Raw genomic sequence first — 20303 nt, 5'->3', positions numbered from 1 at the left:
CCTAACTCGCTATGTTCACTCTTGGACAATTGAAAACCGAACGTCTGTTTCTCCAGTTGAGGGCGTGTGATTCCATGCGCGTTGGAGGGAGCGTGAACGAGGTGCCTTTAATCCTCGTCGTCGAGGACGAGTATCTTCTGCGGCGCGAGGTGGAGGAGATACTGACCGGCGCCGGCTTTGCTGGCGACAGTTTCCCGTCAGGAGACACTGCGCTGGCCAGCTTTATGGACAACGCTAAAACTTACAAGGCGCTGATCACCGACGTGAACTTGGGTGACGGCTTGAACGGTTGGGAAGTCGCACGGCGCATCAGGGAAAAAGAAGCTGGCTTTCCGGTCATCTACATAACAGCCTATTCGGCCGCAGAATGGACCGCGCACGGCGTTCCTAATAGTATCCTCATCTCGAAGCCCTTTGCACCAACGCAGTTGGTCACCGCTCTGTCGAATCTCCTCAACGTCGGGTCGGCGCCGACAACGTAAGGCCGCCGCAGTTGGCGGCCTCTTTCATTCGAATGCCACCCGTTGGTTCGTCACGCCTACGCGGCGCCCCTGTCGTCGTCTTGATGGGCGTTGCCCTGCTGGGCGTGCATCCAATCGGCAATCTGCTGCGCTTTGCTCGCGGCCGTGAAGATGGCGCGCTTGTCGGAGCGCAGCACGTCGACCCAGGAGGCGATATAGCGGGCGTGATCCGGTCGCGGCTCGACGCTGAGATTGAGGTCGGCGCAGATCATGGCGCTGAGCAACTCGACGGTGCATTCCTCCATGGCATAGGCGGCCGAGCCGAACCGTCCGGTGAGATCGCGATCGAGGCGATGCTTGGCGCCGGAGGCGTGCCCGCACTCGTGGAGCAAGACGGCGTAGTAGGCGATGGCGTCGCGAAAGCTGGCGAACGCCGGCATCTCCACGATGTCCTTGGATGGCATGTAGCACGGCTGCGAGCCGCCGTGCCGAATATCGATGCCGAGGGCGGCACAGAAGCGCTCGGCGTGTGCGATGCGTTCGGTCTCCGGCAACACCGGCATATCAGGCGGCGTGTAGTTGTCAACCTGCGCGCAATTGAAGACCGTGTAGCCGCGGGCGAACATGCGCCGTGCCGGTTCGTCGCGATCCTCATCGCCGTCCTGACGATCAGTGTCGCGATCGGGCTGCTTCCAGAACACCACCAGTTGGCCGCGCTCGCCCTTGCGAACCTGAGCGCCAAGTTCGTGCCATTGGCGATACGTGCCCCAGGTGCCGCTGGGATAACCGCTCTCTTGCGCAGCAGCCCAGAGCGCGATGACGTTGACGCCGCGATAAGCCTTGCGTGAGGCGACATTGACGGGCGTCGTGATGGATGATCCGTCGTGGTGCCAGGGCATCCGGTACTCGCCGGCGCCGGCCTCGATGGCGGCGATGATCTGGTTGGTGACGCGCTCGTAGATATCCTTGCTGGCTTGGGTCGGGCGGTTGCGATCCGTGCTCATGGGTGTCTCCTGTGCTCGCCCTCTCCGTCGAGGGCGAGGCATCAGGGGCAGACGCGGCAGGCCGACCCGTCACACCCTGTTCTCGGTCGCTGGTGCGGAACAGGGTTGACGGGTCGGCAGCGTCTGCCACAAACCCGAGCCCCTGCCTCGACGGGCGAACACAGGAGACCGTGACCATGCGAGCGGCCACCGCAGGACAATGCTGCGATTTGCGCGGCTCTCAGCCTGCGCCGTCGCGAGGTAAGCGCCGCAACGGAATGACGTTGGCCTGAGGCGATTGGGCCAGTTCATCCTGCAAGCGCGTGATCTGCGCATCGCGTTCGGCGACCTGCAACGTCAGCATCTGGATGTGCTGGGCAAGCGTGCGGCTAAGTGAGCGCAGCTCGGCCATCTCGGCGCCGCGCACGGCTCTGAGCTCGGCCTCGAGGGTGCGGATGCGCTGCTTCAAGGCGTGGGGAGATGATCGCCGCTGGTGGGCTTCGGCGGCGCGAAACTCGGCGAGAAGATCGGCGGCACGGTTCGCGGTGGCCCGGCTGACACCTGCCTCACGCGCCAGGTTGGCGACGGTGAGTGCGCCGTCGGTGCGCTCGGGTCGACCGTCAAGCAATCGTGCCATCGCCGCCCGCAGCGCCGCCTCGCTCTTCGAACCAATCGGTGCGGTCATGCGCCACCATCCATAAGGGGTGCAATGAGCCGGCGCTTGCGTTCGTTGTCCTGCGTGATGGCTGCGCGTTGCAACGGCGACAAGCGACCGTCGCTGAGCAAAGCTTCCCCCTCGGCGATCGAGGCCCGCCATGGTTCGAGGTGGCGCGCGGTCAGGCAAGCGTTGGGGCAACGGTCTGGGCTGCATCGCGACAGGGCTGGCGCGGCCCGTTCAGAATCCGGCGCGGCTGCGAGGCACAGCGCGGTCGCAGCGTCGAACAGGCAGTCGTTGAGAAAGCCCACAAGCAAGGTTCGGCCGAGATGGGCTAGCATGGTGCGCAACCGCTTGCGGTCCACGATCCGGCCAGGCAGATCGCCAAATTCGTCCTGTACGCGGGCAAACTCGCGTCGCAGTCGCATGGCGCCCGCTCCGGCCGGACCGTCATCGCGACGGAAAGCTTCATAATGCGCGACGATATCGCCGAACTGGCCGAGCGCACGTTCACGCTCGACCGCCAGGCGAAAATCGCCATTGGGCGAGCCGGCATATCCCTCGAACATGGCGATCGAGGCATGCTTGTACTGGATCTTGCCTGCGATGGTGCCGAACGGCCGGTTGGCGATGTACCACGCGATCGTGCGGCGAAGCTGGCGGGTCGTGAACTTCCAGGGCTCGTCCGCGATTCGAGGAATGACTGGTTCGTCGCCACAGCGTGCATCGAGACCTTCGCGGAACAGGTTCAGTGTCGGCGTCGCGCCGATGCCGAGATGATCAGCGCTCCAGGGCCAGTCCTTTAGCGCCACCCATAGGGACGATAGTCCCTTCTCCCGACGATTGCGCGCCGAAAGGATCTCCATCACCGCAACGGCGCGGGCGACGGGTTCGATCGTGATCCAGTCGGCCGTCACGCCGCGCGCGCCGTGGCGCTTGTAGACCGTGCTGCGCACCCGGTAGCGCTCGATGAAGCCATCGGCGCTGCGCTCCGCTGACACACAGCCCGGCTGCATGGCCTGCACCTCGCTGTCGCGCATGCCAGTGAGATAGGCGCAGATGACGTAGCAGGCGCCCTGCAGCATGCGTTCCTCCCGGGCGAGGCTCAGGCCGTCAAAGCGTTGGCGCCACGGCAGACTGGTGTCCGGATCGATGGAGATCGGCGTATCGAGACCGCCGACCTCGGTCCCGAGCTCAGCCGCTGCCTGATCGATCAGCCGTGCCGTCGGTTCGGACTGGCTGATACGGCCGCTCTCGCGCGCACCGACATGGAGGCGTATCAGCTGAAGATTGTAAGGTGGTGTCTCGGCGCCAGTTTGGGGGTCGATGCGGCGGGCGACATTGGGCGCGCGCTCCCAGATCGGCACGCCTCGGCCGGCCATCCGGCGCGCCTCGAGCCATTTGATCGTGCGGGTGAGATAAGTCCCGGCAACTGCTCCCCCGGCCCGCGCATCCTGTGCCATCAGTTGCTCGCAACGGGCTTCAAGGGCATCGAGCTCCGCTCGTGCCGCGAGGATATCCGGCGCAAAGACATCGACATATTTGAGCGACCAGCGCAGCATGGCGCCGATGATCGGTTCGGGAATGCGCGGTGTGGCATTCTCCGCCCGTGCCGGCGGCCGCTTGGCAACATGGTGAGCCGCACGCCCACGCCACGGCAGAAAGCCAATGCCGCCTTCCGTCAGCCATGGCGACAGATGATGCAGATCGATAGGGACCTCGACGTACTTCACTGTCTCGTGCGGCGTTCGCCGGCCACCATCGCGGGCGTGTGCCAGATAGGCGTCAAGGACAGGCTGGTCGATCCGGCGCAGATTGACGGCGCCAACGTGCGCGGTGAGGAACGCCGCGAAATGCTGGATGTAGCGCAGCAGCCGGATCGCCCAAGCCACGCTACACGGCGCCCGGTATCCGGGCACATGGATGCGGAGCCGAGCGAGCACGTACTCCTTGGCGAGCCGCCGGGTCAGGGGGTCAGCGATGCGGGCGAAATTGAGCCGGTAATTGCTGTAGCGGGCGTTCACCCGGAAGATGGCGACTCCCAAATCCCAGTGGTCATCGCCAAAGCGTGGGAATTGCGCTCGATCCGCATCCTCCCTGACCGGAATGCCGGCAAGCACGGGCTCGTCGTCGCCATAGATGGCCGACGGAAGCGATGCGGGCTGTAACAAAGCGCTGTTAACGGGAGACATTATGGTGCTCCAGCTTCGGGCGGCAGGTAAATCAGCGTCGGGTCCGATGCCGCGAGCTGGCCTGCCTGTTCGATCTCGGCTACGCTGAACCGCGGCAAAATCTGATCGGCGATCCGCCCATGAACTCGGCCGAACTTGCTGATCCAGTCGGCTTCGTTGAGCGACTGCCGTTGCGCCCGGATAAAGTTCAGAAAGGACAGGAGCGCGGGCAGCTTGCGTGCGGTGATGACTGCGTTACTGCATTCGAGGCAGCCCCAGAATGGGGACGGACAAGCGTGCCCATCGGCGCCAAACGGGCTCTTGTAGAAACCGCCGCAACTAGCGAGCCAGACATCCTGTTCGCCGCTGAACAGCGCGTTGACGGCCGCATGCCCAGAAACCGGGAGACCGACGGCCTCGTCCGGATCGGCTCGAACGGCTGCCTCATCTCCCGATGAGAGGACGCACGGATGCAGGGCGGCGTCGAGCGCGTCCTCCATGGCATCAGCGATGGTGGCTTCGTGGATATGACGAAGCGCGGGGATATCGGCGTAGTGATTGGCTGCAACCGACACGCTGTGGCCGACCACAAAGCGGTCGAGCTGACCGCCGGTTCGCCGATACCATGCTGCTTTGTGCGTCTTGCGGAGGCGTGTCAGATTGAGCCGGAGAGGCTTGCCCTCCTCGTCGCGAATACCGTGTCGCTCGGTCCATGAGGCAACAAGTTCCTTCGTGGCGAGGACGCGCGGGGTCAACCGGCCCCAGGCGAAGTGAGCCAAAAGCGTGCCGGTGGCAAGCCGGCTTCGCGCGGGCACGGTCCACTGCAGCACCTTGCGGATCAGGCCGCCCGGCGTCGATGAGGCGCCATCGCGTACACGCAACCGCTTCCACTCGCCACCGCGCGACCGCCGCTTGCAATACTCGATCTCGACATAGCCGCCCGCAGAGTTCTTCAGGCAATCCGACCGCAAGTCCTTGATTGCTTCGATCTCCAGACCGGTATCGAGCGAGAGCAGGACCATCAGCGGCACGAGGTCGGCGGCGAGCAGATGCCGGCGGCCGTGCAGATCGTGGATCAGGCGATCGTTCGGCAAGCCACTCTCGCGGCGAAGTGTGTAGAGCCGCTTGAAGACGGGGTGCCGGTGACCGATGGCGCCTTCGGCGTCGATCACAGCCATCGCTCCTTCGTGCGCAACCTGCAGAGCTTTGGTCCGATCGGCATCCTCAAGCGTCGGAATGCAATCCGCCTCGGCAAAGCGACCGACAACCGTGGTGAGATCGGCGCGCGCAGCATTCCGCAGCGCCGTGGCGACATCATCGCCATAGGCATCGCGTGGCCGGTTGCGCACCCCGGGTCGGTCGCTCGTATACATCAGCCGCCGCGAGGCATCGGGCGGCAGACAACCCGGCTCGGCGGCCTCGGCGAGCCGGAACAGATTGAGCACCTTGCTCATCCGGTGAAGGCGATGATTGGGGTGCAGACCACTCTCCTCCATCCATGCATCGAATCCGTCGATGCAAGCTGCGCTTACATCTGACAGGCGGGTGACGCGGGGCTTGCTAGACTCGAGATACCGCCAGAAGAATTTGAGCGCGTTGGCATAAGCCGCCGCGGTCGAAATCGAGCCCGCCGGGCCGCCGACCTGACAGGCGCGCCAGAGCGCGCCCGCAAGCGGTTGGGCCAACACCTCGCGGCCAGACAGCATGGTCAGATCGATCGTGATACTGCGATCCGCGAGGGTGACGGTGAATCGGAGCGATGCGATGGCTGTGGCGGCTTCGCCCTCGGGATCAGGCAACGCCTCAGGAAACAGCGCGCGACGTCCCGGCCGCCGCACTGGCCCAGCTGTCAGATCGGTCATTGCGCATCACCGGCCGCATCTTCGGCCCAGCGATCGGCGGCCGCGTCGACCAGTTCCTGCGCCTCGGCCAGGCTGTCGAGATAGATGTAGGTGCTGGTCACGCTGGCGTGGCCCAGCAGGTGCTGGAGCTTCTGCAGCGGATCCCCGAGAATCCGGCGGTAGGCTGCGCCATGCCGATCCTGCGGATCGAACACGATTCCAATCTGCTCGCGGATCAGCATGGAAAGCATGTTGACGGCGAAGGTGTGCCGCAGCGTATGCGGCGTCACGTTGACGTCGATGCCGAAATGCCGGCAACGCGCGCAGGCGCGGCGGAAGGCCGCTTCCCAGGTTGCTGACGGGACGGGTTCGCCGCCTTCCGTCAGCCAAAGCAGCGCATGCTGCGCTTTGCCGCGTACTCCAATCAGCACACGGCCGCGCTCGTACGGCGTCAGCCGGTCGAGGCGGACCCGGCGGCCCATCGCATCGGCAACCTTCTCGCCATTCGGCGCCAACCAGAACGGATTGGACACCACGGGTTCTGACCGGGCTGCCGAGATCGCGCGCTCAAGATCGATGTAGTCGTTGATCAGCCTCAAGACGCGGCGAGGGATGCGAATGCGGCGCGGTCGTCCGCCCTTGGCCACTGCCCCGGGGAGGTCGAACGGGAGCGAGCGCATGCCGGAGTCGGACGTGCGCGGAAGATCGGAGAGCAGCAGGCTGCCACCCTCGGACAATCGCAGACCGGTCGTGACGAGAAGTTCGGCGAACAGCGCATTGCGCTCGCCATTGCGGCCACGCCAGGTCGGGTCTTCCGAACCATCCGGGAGCCTTCCGCGCAGGCCGACGTCGCGAAACAGCAAATAGCGACCAAGATCGATGAAACGCATATCATGACGCCGCGGGGCGCGTTCGCGCGAGCGGTTCGCCGTCACAGCGATCAACGCGGGCGCCCCCGCCGTCCTGCGAAGGGTCACGCCATAGCTGAAGGGCGAGGTCGTCATGATCCCTTCTTCGACGGCCCACCGATAGAATCTGTCGAGCGCCGCGATGCCTCGATTCCAGCTCGATGCCGAGATGCGGTAGGGAGCCGCCGACAGCCGCCGTGCCTGATGGAACGCCAGAACGTCATGGCGGTCAGCCTGCCAGACCGTCTTGCCGCCCCGCCGCTCGCAAAGAAAGCGAGCCCAGACCAGAATGTCCCGCGCGTACGAACGCCAGGTGTTCGGCGAGCGCGCGCCCATACCCGGGCAGGCGCGGAAGAACCGATTGAGATGGAGATCGTAGCTGCCGTCATCCATCAAAATGAACGGCATGCCGTCGATCAGCCCGGCGCGCTCGGCAACGTCGACCGCTCCGGGCACGATGCTCACTACAAGGCCATCGATGGAAGAAGGAAGCGGACGCGATAGCGCGTCAAGGTTCGTAAAGTACAGTTGCACGCACATACCCAAGCGGAGCGCCTTCGGCGCACTCTTTTTGTTTAGGATGCGAGGGGTTCCGCTCGCGCTCTCCCGCTCGCCGCGTGGCAAGGTTGCAGGACTTCGCCTGCACCCCTTTGAATAGCTTGTGGTGGCGCCGCCGTGTCAAGCGTTGTCCTCGCTACGCTGCGGGAACGCTTGACTCGGACGTCTGAAGAGCTCCACCGCAACACCGGTGACGCCGCTCCATGCCTGATTCTGAGACAGGATCACAGTGTTAGGATAACGCGACCAGTTCCTCGCGCGCGTAAGATTTGGAGCCGAACGAGCACGAGAGATCCCGACCAAGTCGGGAAGCAGCTCCACTCCAATGCGACAGTTCGTGGAACGCGGTTCGATGCCAGTTGATCGGCTCGAAATACGCCGCCGGCGGCGGGACCTGCACAAAATCGCCAGCCGTATTGTAGTAAGCGCGCGCCCCGCCAATCCGGAAGTCGGCACCGGTCGCGGCAATCAAGGCTTCAGCCTGCGGTTCGATCTGATCCGGTGGCGGCGGGACGACCGAGCCAGCAACGTCCTCGGGCAAGCCGTCACACTGGTCGGTGTTGAAGACGGTAAAGCGCTTGAGGAATGGGACCGTGCCCGGCTCATCTCCCATCTTTGCGGCGCGTCGACGCTCGTCCTCGGGGATGAAGCGATCGGCATAGACGACTGTCGTTCCTCGCTCTCCCTTCCTGACATGGCCGCCGAGCCCGAGCGCCTGACGAAAGGTCAGCCAGCTCTGACCAGAGAAGCCGCACTCAATAACGGCACCCCACAAAATCAGCACATTAATTCCGGAATAGCCGCGCAGCGTCGAAGCATTGCGCGGCATGGCGAGCGGCGCCTTGATCGCCGCCGTCCCCCATGGCTGCACCCAGGGGATGCGGCCGGCCTCCAGTTCGGCGATGATTTTATCGGTGATTTCAGTGTAAAGGCTCGCCCGGTCGTCGCCAACGCGAGCTCGTGTGTGCCTGGACATCGCGGCTCTCCGCGACGGGCGCCGGGAGCCTCTCTCCCGACCTTCGACGTCACGACGAACCCGGTCCGCACTCTCACTCTCAATCTCGATGACGGCGCACCGCGCCGGAAACGAGTTGCACGCGCGGTAGACTTCGAACCGAATGGCCCGTCTGGACACCCTGCGGCTCGAATGCCGAAGATTATGAATCGCGCCGCGCCCCTACCCGCCTGCGGGCCCACGGCGTCTCAGCGGGGAGGTGGTGGCGGGTGGGGTCAGGAAGCTTTGCGCGCGAGATGCACGTCTCCCGTCATAAATATAGAAGAGAAGCGTATGTCCGGAGCGAAAGCGGAGACCACTGCGGGTCGCGAGACCTGGCGAAAGAGGCACCCGCAGGAGGGTCAGCATAGCGCCGACGCGTAGCGGCGGGACCCGGGACCGAGTGCAGTCGCGAGACCGGTTAAGAAGGCACCCGACTCGAAGGGCAGTGATAGCGACGCCGGCATGCAATGACTGCGGGCCCGAGGGCGAGTGCGTCCGGCGAGCGACTCAATGCGGCTTCACGTCTGCTTGGTATCAATTTTGCTTTTGTGATAACGTCTCACTCGTGCGCATGTCGATGCACGGCGTGGGCATGTTCACTGAGAGCCAATTCTTACAGAGGACGACATGGCCAAGAAAGCGAAGAAGGCAAAGAAGACGACGAAATCAGCTACCAAGAAGGTGGCGAAGAAGACTTCAAAGAAAAAGAAGTAGTCGTATCGGCTACTGATCTATTGCCGCCTCCGGGTCGCAACCCGGATGAAAGCGATACCTTCCAAAGGATATGAAGCGTCCTTTGCAGCCGTTTGGTATCGCGGCACGCTAAGATAAGGCCGGACCTTTGTGCAGGTGGCTGCTGCATAAAGGTCCGGTTTTTCGTTTCTGCCCCGCGAGGGGCGTGGCCTGCTCGTGCGCGAGGGATCGAAGCCGCATGACCGAGACGCTGTGCGGCTCGGTTCACGAGAGCCAGGTGCGTCGACAGCCGCACGCGCAAAACGGACAAGGAGCAAGCACCTGAGCTCAGACGTCTGAAGTATCGGAAAAGCGGTTTCTTCAGCTCGTTCTTGCCCACCCTAGCACCTGGCCGGGCGGAAAATTCGGCCTTTGTGGGACCACGAGATCCCACGATCCGGAATCCCAGTCGTGTGTTAGCGATGGGGAACGTCTGCGGAACTAAACGATTCGTCTCAGCGTGGGAGAACCTTCAATGCTGATGACCAAGCAGAGACGGTCAGCGTTCCGCACCCTGCGCGGTTGGGCGATCAACGTGCTGAACGAAGCCGGCGCCATCCGCGAGTGCGAGGAGCACGGTTGGATGCAAGACCGTGCCGATCCGCATGCACGAGAGCGGGCCTTCGACATCGCCCGTCGAGATCCGCCAGCAGACGTATCCCGTCAAGCAGTGGAGGCCGCGGTTCGCGACGCGCTGGACTCGATTGGTGATACCTGCCCAGAATGCCCTCCTGACGAGGAGGACCGGCTCTAGGCCCCGACCCGACCCTTCTCCGCCTCAGCGGCCCAGCCGTTTCTCTACACGTTTGCGCGTGTTGCCGACCTTCTTGACGGCTTTTTTCACCGCGGGTGCCGACTTTCCTGTCTTCTTCGTCTCGTACTGCACTTCGTAGTCCTGCCCGCCGGCCACCCGCGCCCGATCCTGCTTTCGTCCGCGCGCCTTCTTGCTCTTCTTCGCTACCGCCATCGGTGCCTCCTGTTGTGACATCGAAGCAACGCGACAGGGATTCGCAGGTTCCGGAACGATTCGAACTGTGCCAATTTGAATCGGCTGTAGCGTGGAGTTCTTCAGTGGCGTTTCAGCGTAAAAAGCAGGCGGTTATCGGCGTCAAGGCGCCTTTCCCCGGCTTCATCGAACCGGCCCTGGCCACCTCGAGCGATAAGGTGCCGTCCCTGCATTACGCAACACGCACTGAAGGATTGGCCCTTGAATGAGCCGGACGTCGACCCTGCCCAAGCGCTTACAGCCAATGCTCGCTACGCTCACCGACGCGCCGTTCGACGACCCCGACTGGGTTTTCGAGGATAAGTACGATGGCTTCCGGATGATCGCGGAAATCCGGCGGGGCAAGGTTTCGCTCTACAGCCGCAACGGCAAGATCATCAGCCGCAGCTATATCGAGGTCGCCAAAGCGCTGGAAGGCGTGAAGGGCGACGCCGTGATCGATGGCGAACTCGTTGCGATCGGAAAGGACGGCGTCTCGCATTTCCAGCTACTTCAGAACGCACTGCGGCATGAAGCGAAGCTCCTGTATTGCGCCTTCGATCTCATGTTTCAGAACACAGTTGACTTGCGCAAACAGCCTCTTCTCGAGCGCAAGGAACGGCTGAAAGCGATCTTGCCGCGTCACCGGCTGATCACCTTCAGCCGTCACCGCAAAGCGAGCGGCACGAAATTCTTCGCCGATGCCGAGCGGAAGGGTCTGGAAGGCGTCATGGCGAAGCGCGCCGACAGCGCGTATGCGTCCGGAAGCCGGACGGCGGATTGGCTGAAGATCAAGACAGCAAAGCGGCAGGAAGTGGTGATCGCGGGCTTCACGGCGCCGAGGCGTACAAGACCATACTTCGGCGCCCTGGTCCTCGCCGTGCGGGAAGACGACACATGGCGCTATATCGGACATGTTGGCACTGGCTTCAGCCACAAGGTCCTGGAAGACCTCCACACCAAGCTCATGAAGCTGACGACCCCGAAATCACCCTTCCCTGCCAAAGTGAAGGACGAGGCTGCCACGACCTGGGTCAAGCCCTCGTTGGTTGCCGAGGTCAAATTTGCGGAGTGGACGAGTAAGGGCGAACTGCGCCAGCCCGTCTACCTCGGGCTCAGGTCCGACAAGCGGGCGAAGGACGTCGTGCGTGAGCGAGAACGTCCGCGCAAGTAGTGCTTCCCTTCGGCGAAAACCGGCAAAAAGGATTGACGCACCCTCCGCCGACACTCACTCGCTTCCAAGGTCGTGGATTTCCGGTCGCATGCCGTCAGGCGTGAGTTCGAGCGTCGCAAACGTGATCGGCAGCTTGAAACGGCGAGGTCCCGCGCTGCCGGGATTCAGGTAGAGAATGCCACCGACCGTGTCGATCTTCGGCACGTGGGAATGCCCGGAGATGATGACGTCGATGCCGGCGCCGGGATCGACCTTCAAAGCCGCTTCCCGGGCGGTGAGATGACCATAGTACGAGCCGTGGCCAGCATCACGATCCAGAAGCGTCGCTTCGACAACCGGCGCGTCGGTCTCTGCGTTGACCAAAGGCCCAATCGATTGCGATCGCAGCTGCGACTGAGGCCTCCACCGCCACCGCACGTCACAAGAATCCCGACCTCGTTCAGAGCTCAGCAGTGAAGCGATACTACATTTGGTACGACATGCCCGATCGCGTTTAGACTTAAGTGCTGATGCCACTTAGCTTTTCGAGAAGTCCCGGTCCAATCCATCATGGAACAGACTGTGTCGCCAACGGTGTGAAGTGCCTCCTGGAGCTCACTGACCGCACCAGTTTCGCACCAGAAACGACGTGAACAAACCACGACGAACGCGATCAACCTCAAACGAAAATGCAGCAAAATCAACGAAGCTGATCCATAGTCTGCCGCTCATAACGGTCTGGTTGCAGGTTCGAGTCCTGCCGGGCCCACCAACCAGAAAGAACAAACGAGCGAACGCGGATCTGGACTCGGCCCGTTGCCGCCATCACTGTCTCACCGAGGGCGCAATGGCATCGCGAAGCGCTTTTCCAAAGCCAAGAATGCCTAACCTCACATCAGTGCGATTGCCCTGGCTGTCGCTTGAATGCGTAGACTGGATTCATGCCACAATAGGCGTAGGTGCCGGATGCGGTGGCCATGCACTGATCGTAGGTCGAGAACTGACAATTGCCAGGGTATCCCCAGCTACGTCCCTGCAAGCAATAAACGTCTTGCCGAGCCGGCGGGATGTACGAACGCGCCCGCGAAGCGGCGATGGAAGGTGATCCAAAGCCGACGAGCATAGGAAGTGCAAACACGCCGATAATGACAAGGTTGCGCATGATCTAGCCTCCTCTTGAGTCCTGGGAGAATAGAGCATCTGAAATTGATGTTCGATTTCGGTCAATGGCCGTCCAGTTCGCTCTTCCAATCATTCATTGTTGCCCCCAAGCGGCACCGCCGTGGTGACCAGCCAATCCCAGCATACAGGCGAGCCCATCTCATCCGCTTATCCCTGAAATAGGCGCCGACGATATCGCCGGCGGCCTTCCGGGTTCAAAATGCCTATCGTGAAAAATGCAGTCCAGCCCCGACGACAGACATCCTAGACTTTAAGGCGGCTGCTTCCAACTGTTGCCGTTCAGAAACCTTAACCCCCAGGTGCGTACGGTGTTGCCTCGAGTCGATGAGCCATATCACCTGCGGCGACAAGCGGCATTTGTCCGCGTCAAGGCTTGGGCATGATCGAACACGTCGCGAGGCTTCAGGTCAACATTGCGTTTCCCAATACGACGAGGATTGGCGGCGACACCAAGGACGAACTTGCCGGAAATCTGCGTCATCGACGCGGGAACGGACACAGACCCAATGAAGCAGGGCAGAAGGCATTCGCCACCGATGTAGCGCGCCACTCGGCTAAATGCTTGTCAACCATCTATTCTTGGCCGAGTCGATGGATCGCCATTGGTGAACTGCTTGTGTGATTGTCGGCCCGGCCCGGTAGCGACCTTCATGGAGTGAGGACAAAGCAAGTCCCCGACACGCTTTTGCTTATTGCTGACGTGTCTAAATGCCAATTCTGAATCCTAATTCGGCGAAATTGATTCGCCTCCTCCCCAACACGCTTTTGCGCTTGCCCGCTGGCTTGAGAGCCACGTGTTGGCCGGGCGAGCAACTGTCCGTCTCCAGAATTGAAAGAGCGATGGCCCAAGCGGCACGAGCTGGCATGAGCACATCATGGATGCCGGCGGAGCGAGGAATCGAGCACCAAGCAATGGTGTGGTTCAGGTAAGCGGGCAAGGCGCGCGGCGGAACGTCAAGCAGAGGCCGGTGCCTTCCATCGCATGAAATGCCGCTCGATTGCCTGGAGGATGGCATTGAACGCAAGCCCAGCGACTGTAATCGCAAGTATGCCGAAATACATCTGCGGGATCAGGAAGCTGTACTGGCTGTTGATGATGAGATAGCCGAGCCCCGCCTTGGCGCCGACCATTTCGGAGGCGACCAGCACCAGCATGGCTGATGCGCTCGCAAGCCGAATACCAACGAAGATGGTCGGCAGCGCCGCCGGCAGGATCACCTTGCGGAACAATTGCTGCGGCGTGGCGCCCATCGTCCGGGCTGATTTGATCAGGAGCGGATCGACCTGCTTCACCCCGGCAATCGTGTTGAGCAGCAGCGGCCAAGCGCAGCTATAGATCACCATGGTGACCTTCGACAACTCGCCAATACCGAGCAGAAGGATGAACACCGGAAGCAGTGCCAACGGCGCGGTGTTGCGGCAGATCTCGATGAACTGGTTCAGGAGATTGCCGAGCCGGGCATACCAGCCGACGGCGAGGCCGAGCGGAACGATCAACGCAACCGAGATCGAAAACCCGCTCAGCGCGCGTAGCAGGCTAGCCGAGACATCGTCATAGAGCTCACCAGTCTGTGCGAGCTGCCAACCGGCGGCGATCACCTCCGAAAACGGCGGAAGGAACACGGGGTCGATGAATCCGAACCTGGGGGCCGCCTCCCAAACCGCCAGCAAAGCGATCAGCAACAGTGAGCGGTGCCCAAACGCAGTCAGCCCGCGCGCAGCCGCGCGAATCCCGGCCGTAATCGGCGAGGTTCGGCGCTCTCTGGATATGGATGGCGAGCGCCCATGCGCCAGCTCCAGCAAGGTCAGCGTCTCCAGGCTAGACATGGGCTACCTCCTTCACGTCACGGCTCACTTGGCGCGCGCTGACGCCGCCGCTGAATTGCCCCTGCTGCGCCTTCTGCACCTCCTCACGGAGAAGGCTCCAGACCTCGTGCCTGAGGTGGCCGAATTCCGGCAGCGAGCGCACGTCGTCGGCCTCGCTGCGCAGCGTCTCCGGAATGTTGATCACTTGCTTGATACGGCCCGGGCGCGAGGTCATCACTGCGACGCGCTGGCCCAGCACGAGTGCCTCGTCGATACCGTGGGTGATGAAGACGATGGTCTTGCCGGTGGCGCGCCAGATCCGCAGCAGTTCGCCCTGGAGCGTCTCGCGCGTCTGGGCGTCGAGGGCGGCAAACGGCTCGTCCATCAGCAGCACCTCGGGATCGTAGGCGAGGCTGCGCGCGATCGCGACGCGCTGCTTCATGCCGCCAGAGAGCTTGTGCGGATAGCGATTGGCAAAGCCGGACAGGCCAACCAGATCGAGGAAATGCCGCGCGATCTCGCGGCGTTGCGTCGCGCTAAGCCCGGCGATATCGAGGCCGAACTCGACATTCTCCGCGGCCGTGCGCCAGGGAAAAAGCGCATATTGCTGGAACACGATGCCGCGGTCGCGCCCGGGCCCCGTGATCGGCCGTCCGTCCAGGAGGATGCGGCCGCTGGTCGGCGTCGTCAGCCCGCCGAGCAGATCGAGCAGGGTGGATTTTCCACAGCCGCTCGGGCCGACCAGGGCCAGGAACTCGCCGGAGCGAACGTCCAGCGAAATGTCCTCCAGCGCGGTGAAACGGTCAGCCGGACCGCCGCCCTCGTCGCGCGTCATGAACTCCTTCCGGACGCGCTCGAAGCTGATCTTGACCTGGTTGACTTTTACTTGGGTCATTGCGCCTCCGCCGTCCTGCCGGGACGGAAATAGTTGAACGCGTTGGTGTAGGTGTCGGAGGCCTTGACCTGGCCCGGCTTGAACAGGCCGTCCTTCTCCAGCCAGTCGATCCACACCTGGATCTCGGCGTCCGAAATCACGCCGCCCATGGATGCGACACCTGTACTCTTCCAGTATCTGATGGGAGTGGCATCCTCGTTGCGCTTGCGCTCCGAGATGATGCGTTCGAAGCGCGCGCGGACCTCTTCCGGCGGTGTCGCCTGCGCCCATGCGATCGCGCGCGAGATGCCTTCGATCAGCTGGCGTGACGCCTCGGGATTGTCCTTGATGAACCTGTCCCGCAGCACATAGGCGCCGCCGGTGAACTGGCCGAACAGGTCGGTGTCGTTGAACAGCGAATGGATGCCGCCCCGCTCGAGCGCCTTGTCGCGCAGCACGCCGCTGAGCGTGCTCACCTCGACCTGGGCCTGTCGCAAGGCCTGCTCGCCGCTCACCGGCGGGATCGCCACCAGCGTCACCTGCTTGGCCTCACTCGCGGACAGGCCGTCGCGGGCGAGATATTCGCGCAGCACGAACTCCAGATGCGCGCCGAGCGTATTGACGGCGACTTTCTTGCCGATCAGGTCGCGCGCTGTCTTGATCGGGCTGTCGTCCTTCACGTAGTAGCCGTAATAGGTGTTGGCGTCGGAACCGTAATAGCCAACGACGGCCTTGATGGGCGCGCGTGCCGCGATCAGCTTGAGGATCGCACCGTAGAAAGCGCCGCCGATGTCGATATCGCCGGTCACCACCGTCTGGATGTCCTGCGGGCCGCTGATGGTGTTTCCGACCCATTTCAGCTTCAGCGGCGCGAGATAGCCGAGGTCGTCGGCGAGCTCGATGAACGTCACCTGTCCGGCCCATCCCTGGTAACGGATCTCGGTCTTGTCGAGCGGCGGCTCGGCGAAGGCGGGAGCGATCAGGCCGAACGTCAAGGCGCCGGCGAGCAGCAGCCGCGCCGTCTTGCGCGCGGCGAACTGCCGCGCGCGTAAAAATCGAAACAGCGAGTTCATTCTGGTCGATCCTGTGAGTGAAGCGGAATCAGGCGGCCTTGGCCGTCTCCGATTTCGACGCCTTGATCCGCGTCACGCTGCGGCGGCCATCGACGCTGAGCGGCACGTCGCCGTCGATGGTGGCGCGGCGGACGATGCGGTGCTGATCGCCATAGTCGTTGACGGCGTAATGCTGGGTCGCGCGGTTGTCCCAGATCGCGACGTCCCCGGCCTGCCAGGTCCAGCGCACGGTGTTTTTCGGCGCGGTGATGTGGGATTGGAACAAATCAAACAGCTTCTGGCCGTCATATTTCGGCAGGCCCACGAACCGCTGCACGAAATTGCCGAGCACCAGCGTGCGCTCGCCGGTCTCGGGATGGACCCGCACCACCGGATGCTCGGTCTCGTAGATGGTGCCGGTGAAGACTTCGTCGAAGTGCTTTCGGTCAGCTTCGCTCGCCCGCGTCCTCACGGCGTAGTCATAGTCGTTGCTGTGGACTGCCCAAAGCTCGTCGGCGAGCTTGCGCAGCGGCGCCGGCAGGTCGAGATAGGCTGCCGCCGTGTTCGACCAAACGGTGTCGCCGCCGAACGGCGGGATCACGACGCCGCGCAGCACAGAGATTTTTGGATAGGCGTCGACGAAGGTGACGTCCGTGTGCCACTGGTCGGCACGGCCACCGCCGCGCCCCGAATCCAGCTCCAGGATCGACGACGTGCCCTTGGTCGCCCCGACCGTCGGATGCGGCACCAGCTTTCCGAGGCGGACCGCAAAGCGTTCCTGCTCGGCATCGTCGAGATGCCCCTGCTCGCGGAAGAAGATCACCTTGTGCTCGAGCAGCACCTGGTTGATGGCGCGGACGACGTCGTCCGACAGATCGCCCGACAGCTTGACGTTTTTGATCTCGGCACCGAGCCGCGCCGCGCGCTTGACGATGTCGGCGCGGGGAATGGAATTATCGATGGTGGTCGTATTGCTCATGATGGTGGTCTTTCTTGTGTGATTGTTCTCGACAAGCTCCGCCAAGCGCCGGTAATTGCCGGCGGCGGCGCGTGATGGGGTGTTTCTGGTTGACGTCCTGCGGGACCGCGATGTGCGCCGGCGGCTAGATGATCGGCCGCACAGTCCCGCCTGTACAGCTCTCCGCCATCGCGCCGGCACAGCACGGCGCACACGCCCCCGGCATCAGCCGGGCTGCTTCGTGAACGACGAGTGGATCGGATTGCCGCATGGTGAACGACCTCGCTTGGACCTTGCAGATCGTAAAAGCGATCGCGATCCAGTCAATGAAACGAAACCAGCTTTGTTTTCTGCGACGCGCAATGATCGCTTCGTCGGCCGTCCGGACGCGGAAATATTTGCGATGATGACGGTCCGCCCCGCCGTTTCGCACGCGCCACAGCAGCGAAATCAGACCAGCCGGCACACGAGGCCGCTTGAATTGCCGTACTTGTTCGTGATGACGAACGCACTCGCCTCCGATCAACGACGCGCTCACATGCTTCATGCTTGCTTCGCCTGCAACAACGCAAATTCATTTCATCGACAGGTTTGCGATGCCCGGCATAGAGTCGAACGAGCACGCAAGCAGGACGCCAACATCCGAAATCGTTCAATATTCACGAGCCAAATCCATGAGCAAACGGCAACTTTCCCTGAACTTCTTCATCTATCCGGACGGTCATCACGAGGCGGCCTGGCGCCACAACGCCTCGACCACGGACCGCATTCTCGACGTCACCTACTACCAGGAGCTCGCGCAGCGCGCCGAAGCGCACAAGTTCGATGCGGTGTTCTTCGCGGACGGCCCGGCGCTCGCAGACAACGTCCGCTACGCGCAGCGCTTCCGGCTCGAGCCGATCACGCTGCTCACCGCGATCGCGACCGCTACCAAGCGCATCGGCCTGATCGCAACCGCGTCGACGACCTACACCGAGCCCTACAATCTGGCGCGGCTGTTCGCCTCGCTGGATCACATCAGCCGTGGCCGTGCGGGCTGGAACATCGTGACGACGAGCTCGCCGCAAGCCGCGCAGAATTTCGGGCTGCCCGAGCATCCGCCGCATCACGAACGCTATGAGCGCGCGCGGGAATATCTCGATGTCATCACCAAGCTGTGGGACAGTTGGGAAGATGACGCGCTGGTCAACAACCCCGTCTCCGGCATTTTCGCCGAGACCAGCAAGATCCATACGATCGACCACATCGGGAAGCATTTCCGCGTGCGCGGCCCGCTGAACGTTTCGCGACCGCCGCAGGGGCGGCCGGTCTATGTCCAGGCCGGCTCGTCCGAGGACGGACGGGCGTTTGCGGCGCGCTTTGCGGAAGCCATCTTCACCGCACATCAGACCCTGGCGAGTGCGCAGGAGTTCTACACGGACATCAAGCGTCAGGCGCGCGCGTTCGACCGCAGCCCCGACCAGATCAAAATCCTTCCCGGCATCTCTCCGTTCATCGCCAGCACGCAGGTCGAGGCCGACCGGCTCCAGGAGCAATTCAACGCGCTGATCCAGCCGGAATTCTCGCTGGCCCAGCTCCGCCAGATGACCGGGCTTGATCTTTCAGGGTTCGACCTCGATGGGCCTTTTCCGCGGCACCTGATCGACACCAATGGCGTGCACGGCGCCGCCAGCCGCTTCAAGCTCGTCGTCGACATCGTGGATCGCGAGAAACCGACTATCCGCCAGCTCGTGCAGCGGCTCGCCGGCGCGCGCGGCCATTGGGTGATCGCCGGACCGCCGGAAAAGATCGCCGACAACATCCAGACCTGGTTCGAAAACGGCGCCGCCGACGGCTTCAACGTCATGCCACCCTGGCTACCTGGCGGCTTCGACCTTTTCGCCGAGGAAGTCGTGCCGATCCTGCGCAAACGCGGCCTGTTCCGTCAGGACTATGCGGGCAGCACTCTTCGTGATCACTATGGTTTGAGCCGCCCGGCGAGCGTGTTCTCGCGCTCTCTTCAAGCGATCGCATGATTGCTAAAGCGGTCACGTCGCGGCCGGCCTATGCCTTGACTTCTCGCGGAAACGAGCCGTTCTGGCGTTCACATACTCAATATCGGCTTCGCAGCCATCTAGTCGAACCAATTCGCATCGGCGGAATGCCAACCCTGTTTTCGAGAGTAGCAGGAAGAAATGCCTCGATCGGAGCACGTCTGGCGATCCTTGATCAGAAGGCGCGCACCGGTTTCGGACGCCTCGCTGAGCACGCAACTGCGCCACCATCTTCCATCTGCATCCAGAAGAGCTACCCGGTATTCATGTTCAAAGCGGACGCGCCTTGTTCGCCATTTGCCTCGAAGCATAAAAAGTCAGCCGCTTGATGGCGCCTTCAATAAGGCCGTTTAAAGAGGAAGTGGATAGCTAGATTTTATTCCGGCCCATTCTCCGGGCCGCAAGGAGCAATGGAAACGCGAAACTCAAGCCTTGGACTATCTCTGGAGAAACGTGAAGCCGAACAGGCTTTCCCACAGGAGAACAGCCCCGCTGCGGTAAACCCAAGGAAGGTTCCTCAAATGGAATCATGCTTGCGCATGAGTCTCAGCTGCCTGCCGGCCTCGAATCAGGGCAGTTTTGGTTTTGGATTGAACGTGCTTTTCTTATCGTCTCTGGGCGCACAATTCCGGCCGTTGCGCGCACAAAATGCATCTTTAAGGCACGATGCGCGATTAGTGAGACGTAGTGCGGCACGAATCACTTTTAGTGCCAGTACATTATCTTTCCTCGGCCCGTTCGGTATGTCGCTCAAAAGGGTCGGGAGTACGGTCTCTGATTTTGTTTGTCATTTTGCAACGATTTGGCTCTGGGCGGACACCAACAAGAGTGTTTCGCGTTGCATTCAACCGGCAGAAGCAGGGAAGGTGTTGGCGACATGCTGATAATCTGGAGCACTTACGTCTTCACTCAGATTCGAAGAAGGATTCGGCGGCGAGGATCGAGAGAAGCCCA

Annotated in this window: 18 protein-coding genes and 3 pseudogenes; 7 read left to right on the top strand and 14 right to left on the bottom strand. The window is 62.4% G+C overall.

All coding sequences use genetic code 11. From position 1 onward, the window contains the following. Positions 1 to 92: 92 nt before the first annotated feature. Positions 93 to 482 carry a response regulator gene (locus LRP30_RS06150; RefSeq protein ID WP_249759683.1) on the top strand — a complete coding sequence of 130 codons (390 nt, stop codon included), beginning with the start codon at positions 93 to 95 and terminating at the stop codon, positions 480 to 482. A gap of 56 nt (positions 483 to 538) precedes the next feature. Here LRP30_RS06150 and LRP30_RS06145 read toward each other — a convergent pair whose 3' ends face one another. The 4 genes from LRP30_RS06145 to LRP30_RS06130 form a co-directional block, all read right to left on the bottom strand. Next, positions 539 to 1465 carry a zincin-like metallopeptidase domain-containing protein gene (locus LRP30_RS06145; protein WP_249759682.1) on the bottom strand — a complete coding sequence of 309 codons (927 nt, stop codon included), beginning with the start codon at positions 1463 to 1465 and terminating at the stop codon, positions 539 to 541. 220 nt (positions 1466 to 1685) lie between these two features. Next, the gene (locus LRP30_RS06140) at positions 1686 to 2129 is read right to left on the bottom strand and encodes a hypothetical protein (protein ID WP_249759681.1); all 444 of its coding nucleotides are present in this window, start codon (positions 2127 to 2129) and stop codon (positions 1686 to 1688) included. After that, positions 2126 to 4291, bottom strand: coding sequence for a hypothetical protein (locus LRP30_RS06135; RefSeq protein ID WP_249759680.1), 2166 nt, complete (start codon positions 4289 to 4291; stop codon positions 2126 to 2128). The genes LRP30_RS06140 and LRP30_RS06135 overlap by 4 nt, the downstream gene beginning before the upstream one ends. Next, positions 4291 to 5448: a hypothetical protein gene (locus LRP30_RS06130; protein WP_249759679.1), complete on the bottom strand. Its 1158-nt coding sequence runs from the start codon at positions 5446 to 5448 to the stop codon at positions 4291 to 4293. The genes LRP30_RS06135 and LRP30_RS06130 overlap by 1 nt, the downstream gene beginning before the upstream one ends. Between LRP30_RS06130 and LRP30_RS06125 the strand changes: the two genes are divergently transcribed. Then, complete coding sequence (locus LRP30_RS06125) at positions 5413 to 5808, top strand: hypothetical protein (protein WP_249759678.1); 396 nt, start codon at positions 5413 to 5415, stop codon at positions 5806 to 5808. The genes LRP30_RS06130 and LRP30_RS06125 overlap by 36 nt on opposite strands. A 320-nt stretch (positions 5809 to 6128) precedes the next feature. Here the strand turns inward: LRP30_RS06125 and LRP30_RS06120 are convergent, their stop codons facing one another. Together LRP30_RS06120 and LRP30_RS06115 are read right to left on the bottom strand one after the other, a co-directional pair. Next, entirely contained in the window at positions 6129 to 7484 is a 1356-nt protein-coding gene (locus LRP30_RS06120; protein ID WP_249759677.1) for a tyrosine-type recombinase/integrase, read from the bottom strand. 334 nt (positions 7485 to 7818) lie between these two features. After that, a pseudogene (locus LRP30_RS06115) lies at positions 7819 to 8553 on the bottom strand (ArdC-like ssDNA-binding domain-containing protein); the annotation flags it as partial. 1228 nt (positions 8554 to 9781) lie between these two features. Here LRP30_RS06115 and LRP30_RS06110 point away from each other — a divergent pair. Then, complete coding sequence (locus LRP30_RS06110) at positions 9782 to 10060, top strand: hypothetical protein (protein WP_249759676.1); 279 nt, start codon at positions 9782 to 9784, stop codon at positions 10058 to 10060. A 24-nt stretch (positions 10061 to 10084) separates the two neighbouring features. Here the strand turns inward: LRP30_RS06110 and LRP30_RS06105 are convergent, their stop codons facing one another. Then, entirely contained in the window at positions 10085 to 10273 is a 189-nt protein-coding gene (locus tag LRP30_RS06105) for a DUF3606 domain-containing protein (RefSeq protein ID WP_249759675.1), read from the bottom strand. 104 nt (positions 10274 to 10377) lie between these two features. On the opposite strand from LRP30_RS06105, the pseudogene LRP30_RS06100 reads away from it, so the two are divergent. Together LRP30_RS06100 and ligD are read left to right on the top strand one after the other, a co-directional pair. Next, positions 10378 to 10479 (top strand): annotated as a pseudogene (locus LRP30_RS06100) (DNA ligase); the annotation flags it as partial. Positions 10480 to 10517: 38 nt separating this feature from the next. Beyond that, positions 10518 to 11465 (top strand): non-homologous end-joining DNA ligase, encoded by a 948-nt coding sequence (ligD, locus tag LRP30_RS06095; RefSeq protein ID WP_249759674.1) that lies wholly within the window; start codon positions 10518 to 10520, stop codon positions 11463 to 11465. A 54-nt stretch (positions 11466 to 11519) separates the two neighbouring features. On the opposite strand, the pseudogene LRP30_RS06090 reads toward ligD, so the two are convergent. Together LRP30_RS06090 and LRP30_RS06085 are read right to left on the bottom strand one after the other, a co-directional pair. Then, positions 11520 to 11723: pseudogene (locus tag LRP30_RS06090) on the bottom strand (metallophosphoesterase family protein); the annotation flags it as partial. A gap of 616 nt (positions 11724 to 12339) precedes the next feature. Continuing rightward, entirely contained in the window at positions 12340 to 12606 is a 267-nt protein-coding gene (locus LRP30_RS06085; RefSeq protein ID WP_249759673.1) for a DUF3551 domain-containing protein, read from the bottom strand. 399 nt (positions 12607 to 13005) lie between these two features. On the opposite strand from LRP30_RS06085, the gene LRP30_RS06080 reads away from it, so the two are divergent. Then, on the top strand, positions 13006 to 13248 hold the full coding sequence (locus LRP30_RS06080; RefSeq protein ID WP_249759672.1) for a hypothetical protein: 243 nt from the start codon (positions 13006 to 13008) through the stop codon (positions 13246 to 13248). Positions 13249 to 13580: 332 nt separating this feature from the next. On the opposite strand, the gene LRP30_RS06075 is transcribed toward LRP30_RS06080, so the two are convergent. The 5 genes from LRP30_RS06075 to LRP30_RS06055 form a co-directional block, all read right to left on the bottom strand. Further along, positions 13581 to 14453 (bottom strand): ABC transporter permease, encoded by an 873-nt coding sequence (locus LRP30_RS06075; RefSeq protein WP_249759671.1) that lies wholly within the window; start codon positions 14451 to 14453, stop codon positions 13581 to 13583. After that, positions 14446 to 15327 carry an ABC transporter ATP-binding protein gene (locus LRP30_RS06070; RefSeq protein WP_249759670.1) on the bottom strand — a complete coding sequence of 294 codons (882 nt, stop codon included), beginning with the start codon at positions 15325 to 15327 and terminating at the stop codon, positions 14446 to 14448. The genes LRP30_RS06075 and LRP30_RS06070 overlap by 8 nt, the downstream gene beginning before the upstream one ends. After that, positions 15324 to 16379 (bottom strand): ABC transporter substrate-binding protein, encoded by a 1056-nt coding sequence (locus LRP30_RS06065; RefSeq protein WP_249759669.1) that lies wholly within the window; start codon positions 16377 to 16379, stop codon positions 15324 to 15326. The genes LRP30_RS06070 and LRP30_RS06065 overlap by 4 nt, the downstream gene beginning before the upstream one ends. Positions 16380 to 16407: 28 nt before the next feature. Beyond that, on the bottom strand, positions 16408 to 17337 hold the full coding sequence (locus tag LRP30_RS06060) for a TauD/TfdA family dioxygenase (RefSeq protein ID WP_249759668.1): 930 nt from the start codon (positions 17335 to 17337) through the stop codon (positions 16408 to 16410). 124 nt (positions 17338 to 17461) lie between these two features. Then, a complete protein-coding gene (locus LRP30_RS06055) occupies positions 17462 to 17854 on the bottom strand; it encodes a hypothetical protein (protein ID WP_249759667.1) in 393 nt (130 codons plus the stop codon). Between the two features lie 136 nt (positions 17855 to 17990). Here LRP30_RS06055 and LRP30_RS06050 point away from each other — a divergent pair, with 136 nt between their 5' ends. Beyond that, positions 17991 to 19331, top strand: a complete 1341-nt coding sequence (locus tag LRP30_RS06050) for an LLM class flavin-dependent oxidoreductase (RefSeq protein ID WP_249759666.1) — start codon at positions 17991 to 17993, stop codon at positions 19329 to 19331. Positions 19332 to 20303: the final 972 nt, after the last annotated feature.

This window comes from Bradyrhizobium sp. C-145 (assembly GCF_023375135.1).
Taxonomy (GTDB): Bacteria; Pseudomonadota; Alphaproteobacteria; order Rhizobiales; family Xanthobacteraceae; genus Bradyrhizobium; species Bradyrhizobium zhanjiangense.
This window is presented reverse-complemented; position numbering and strand designations above follow the sequence as displayed.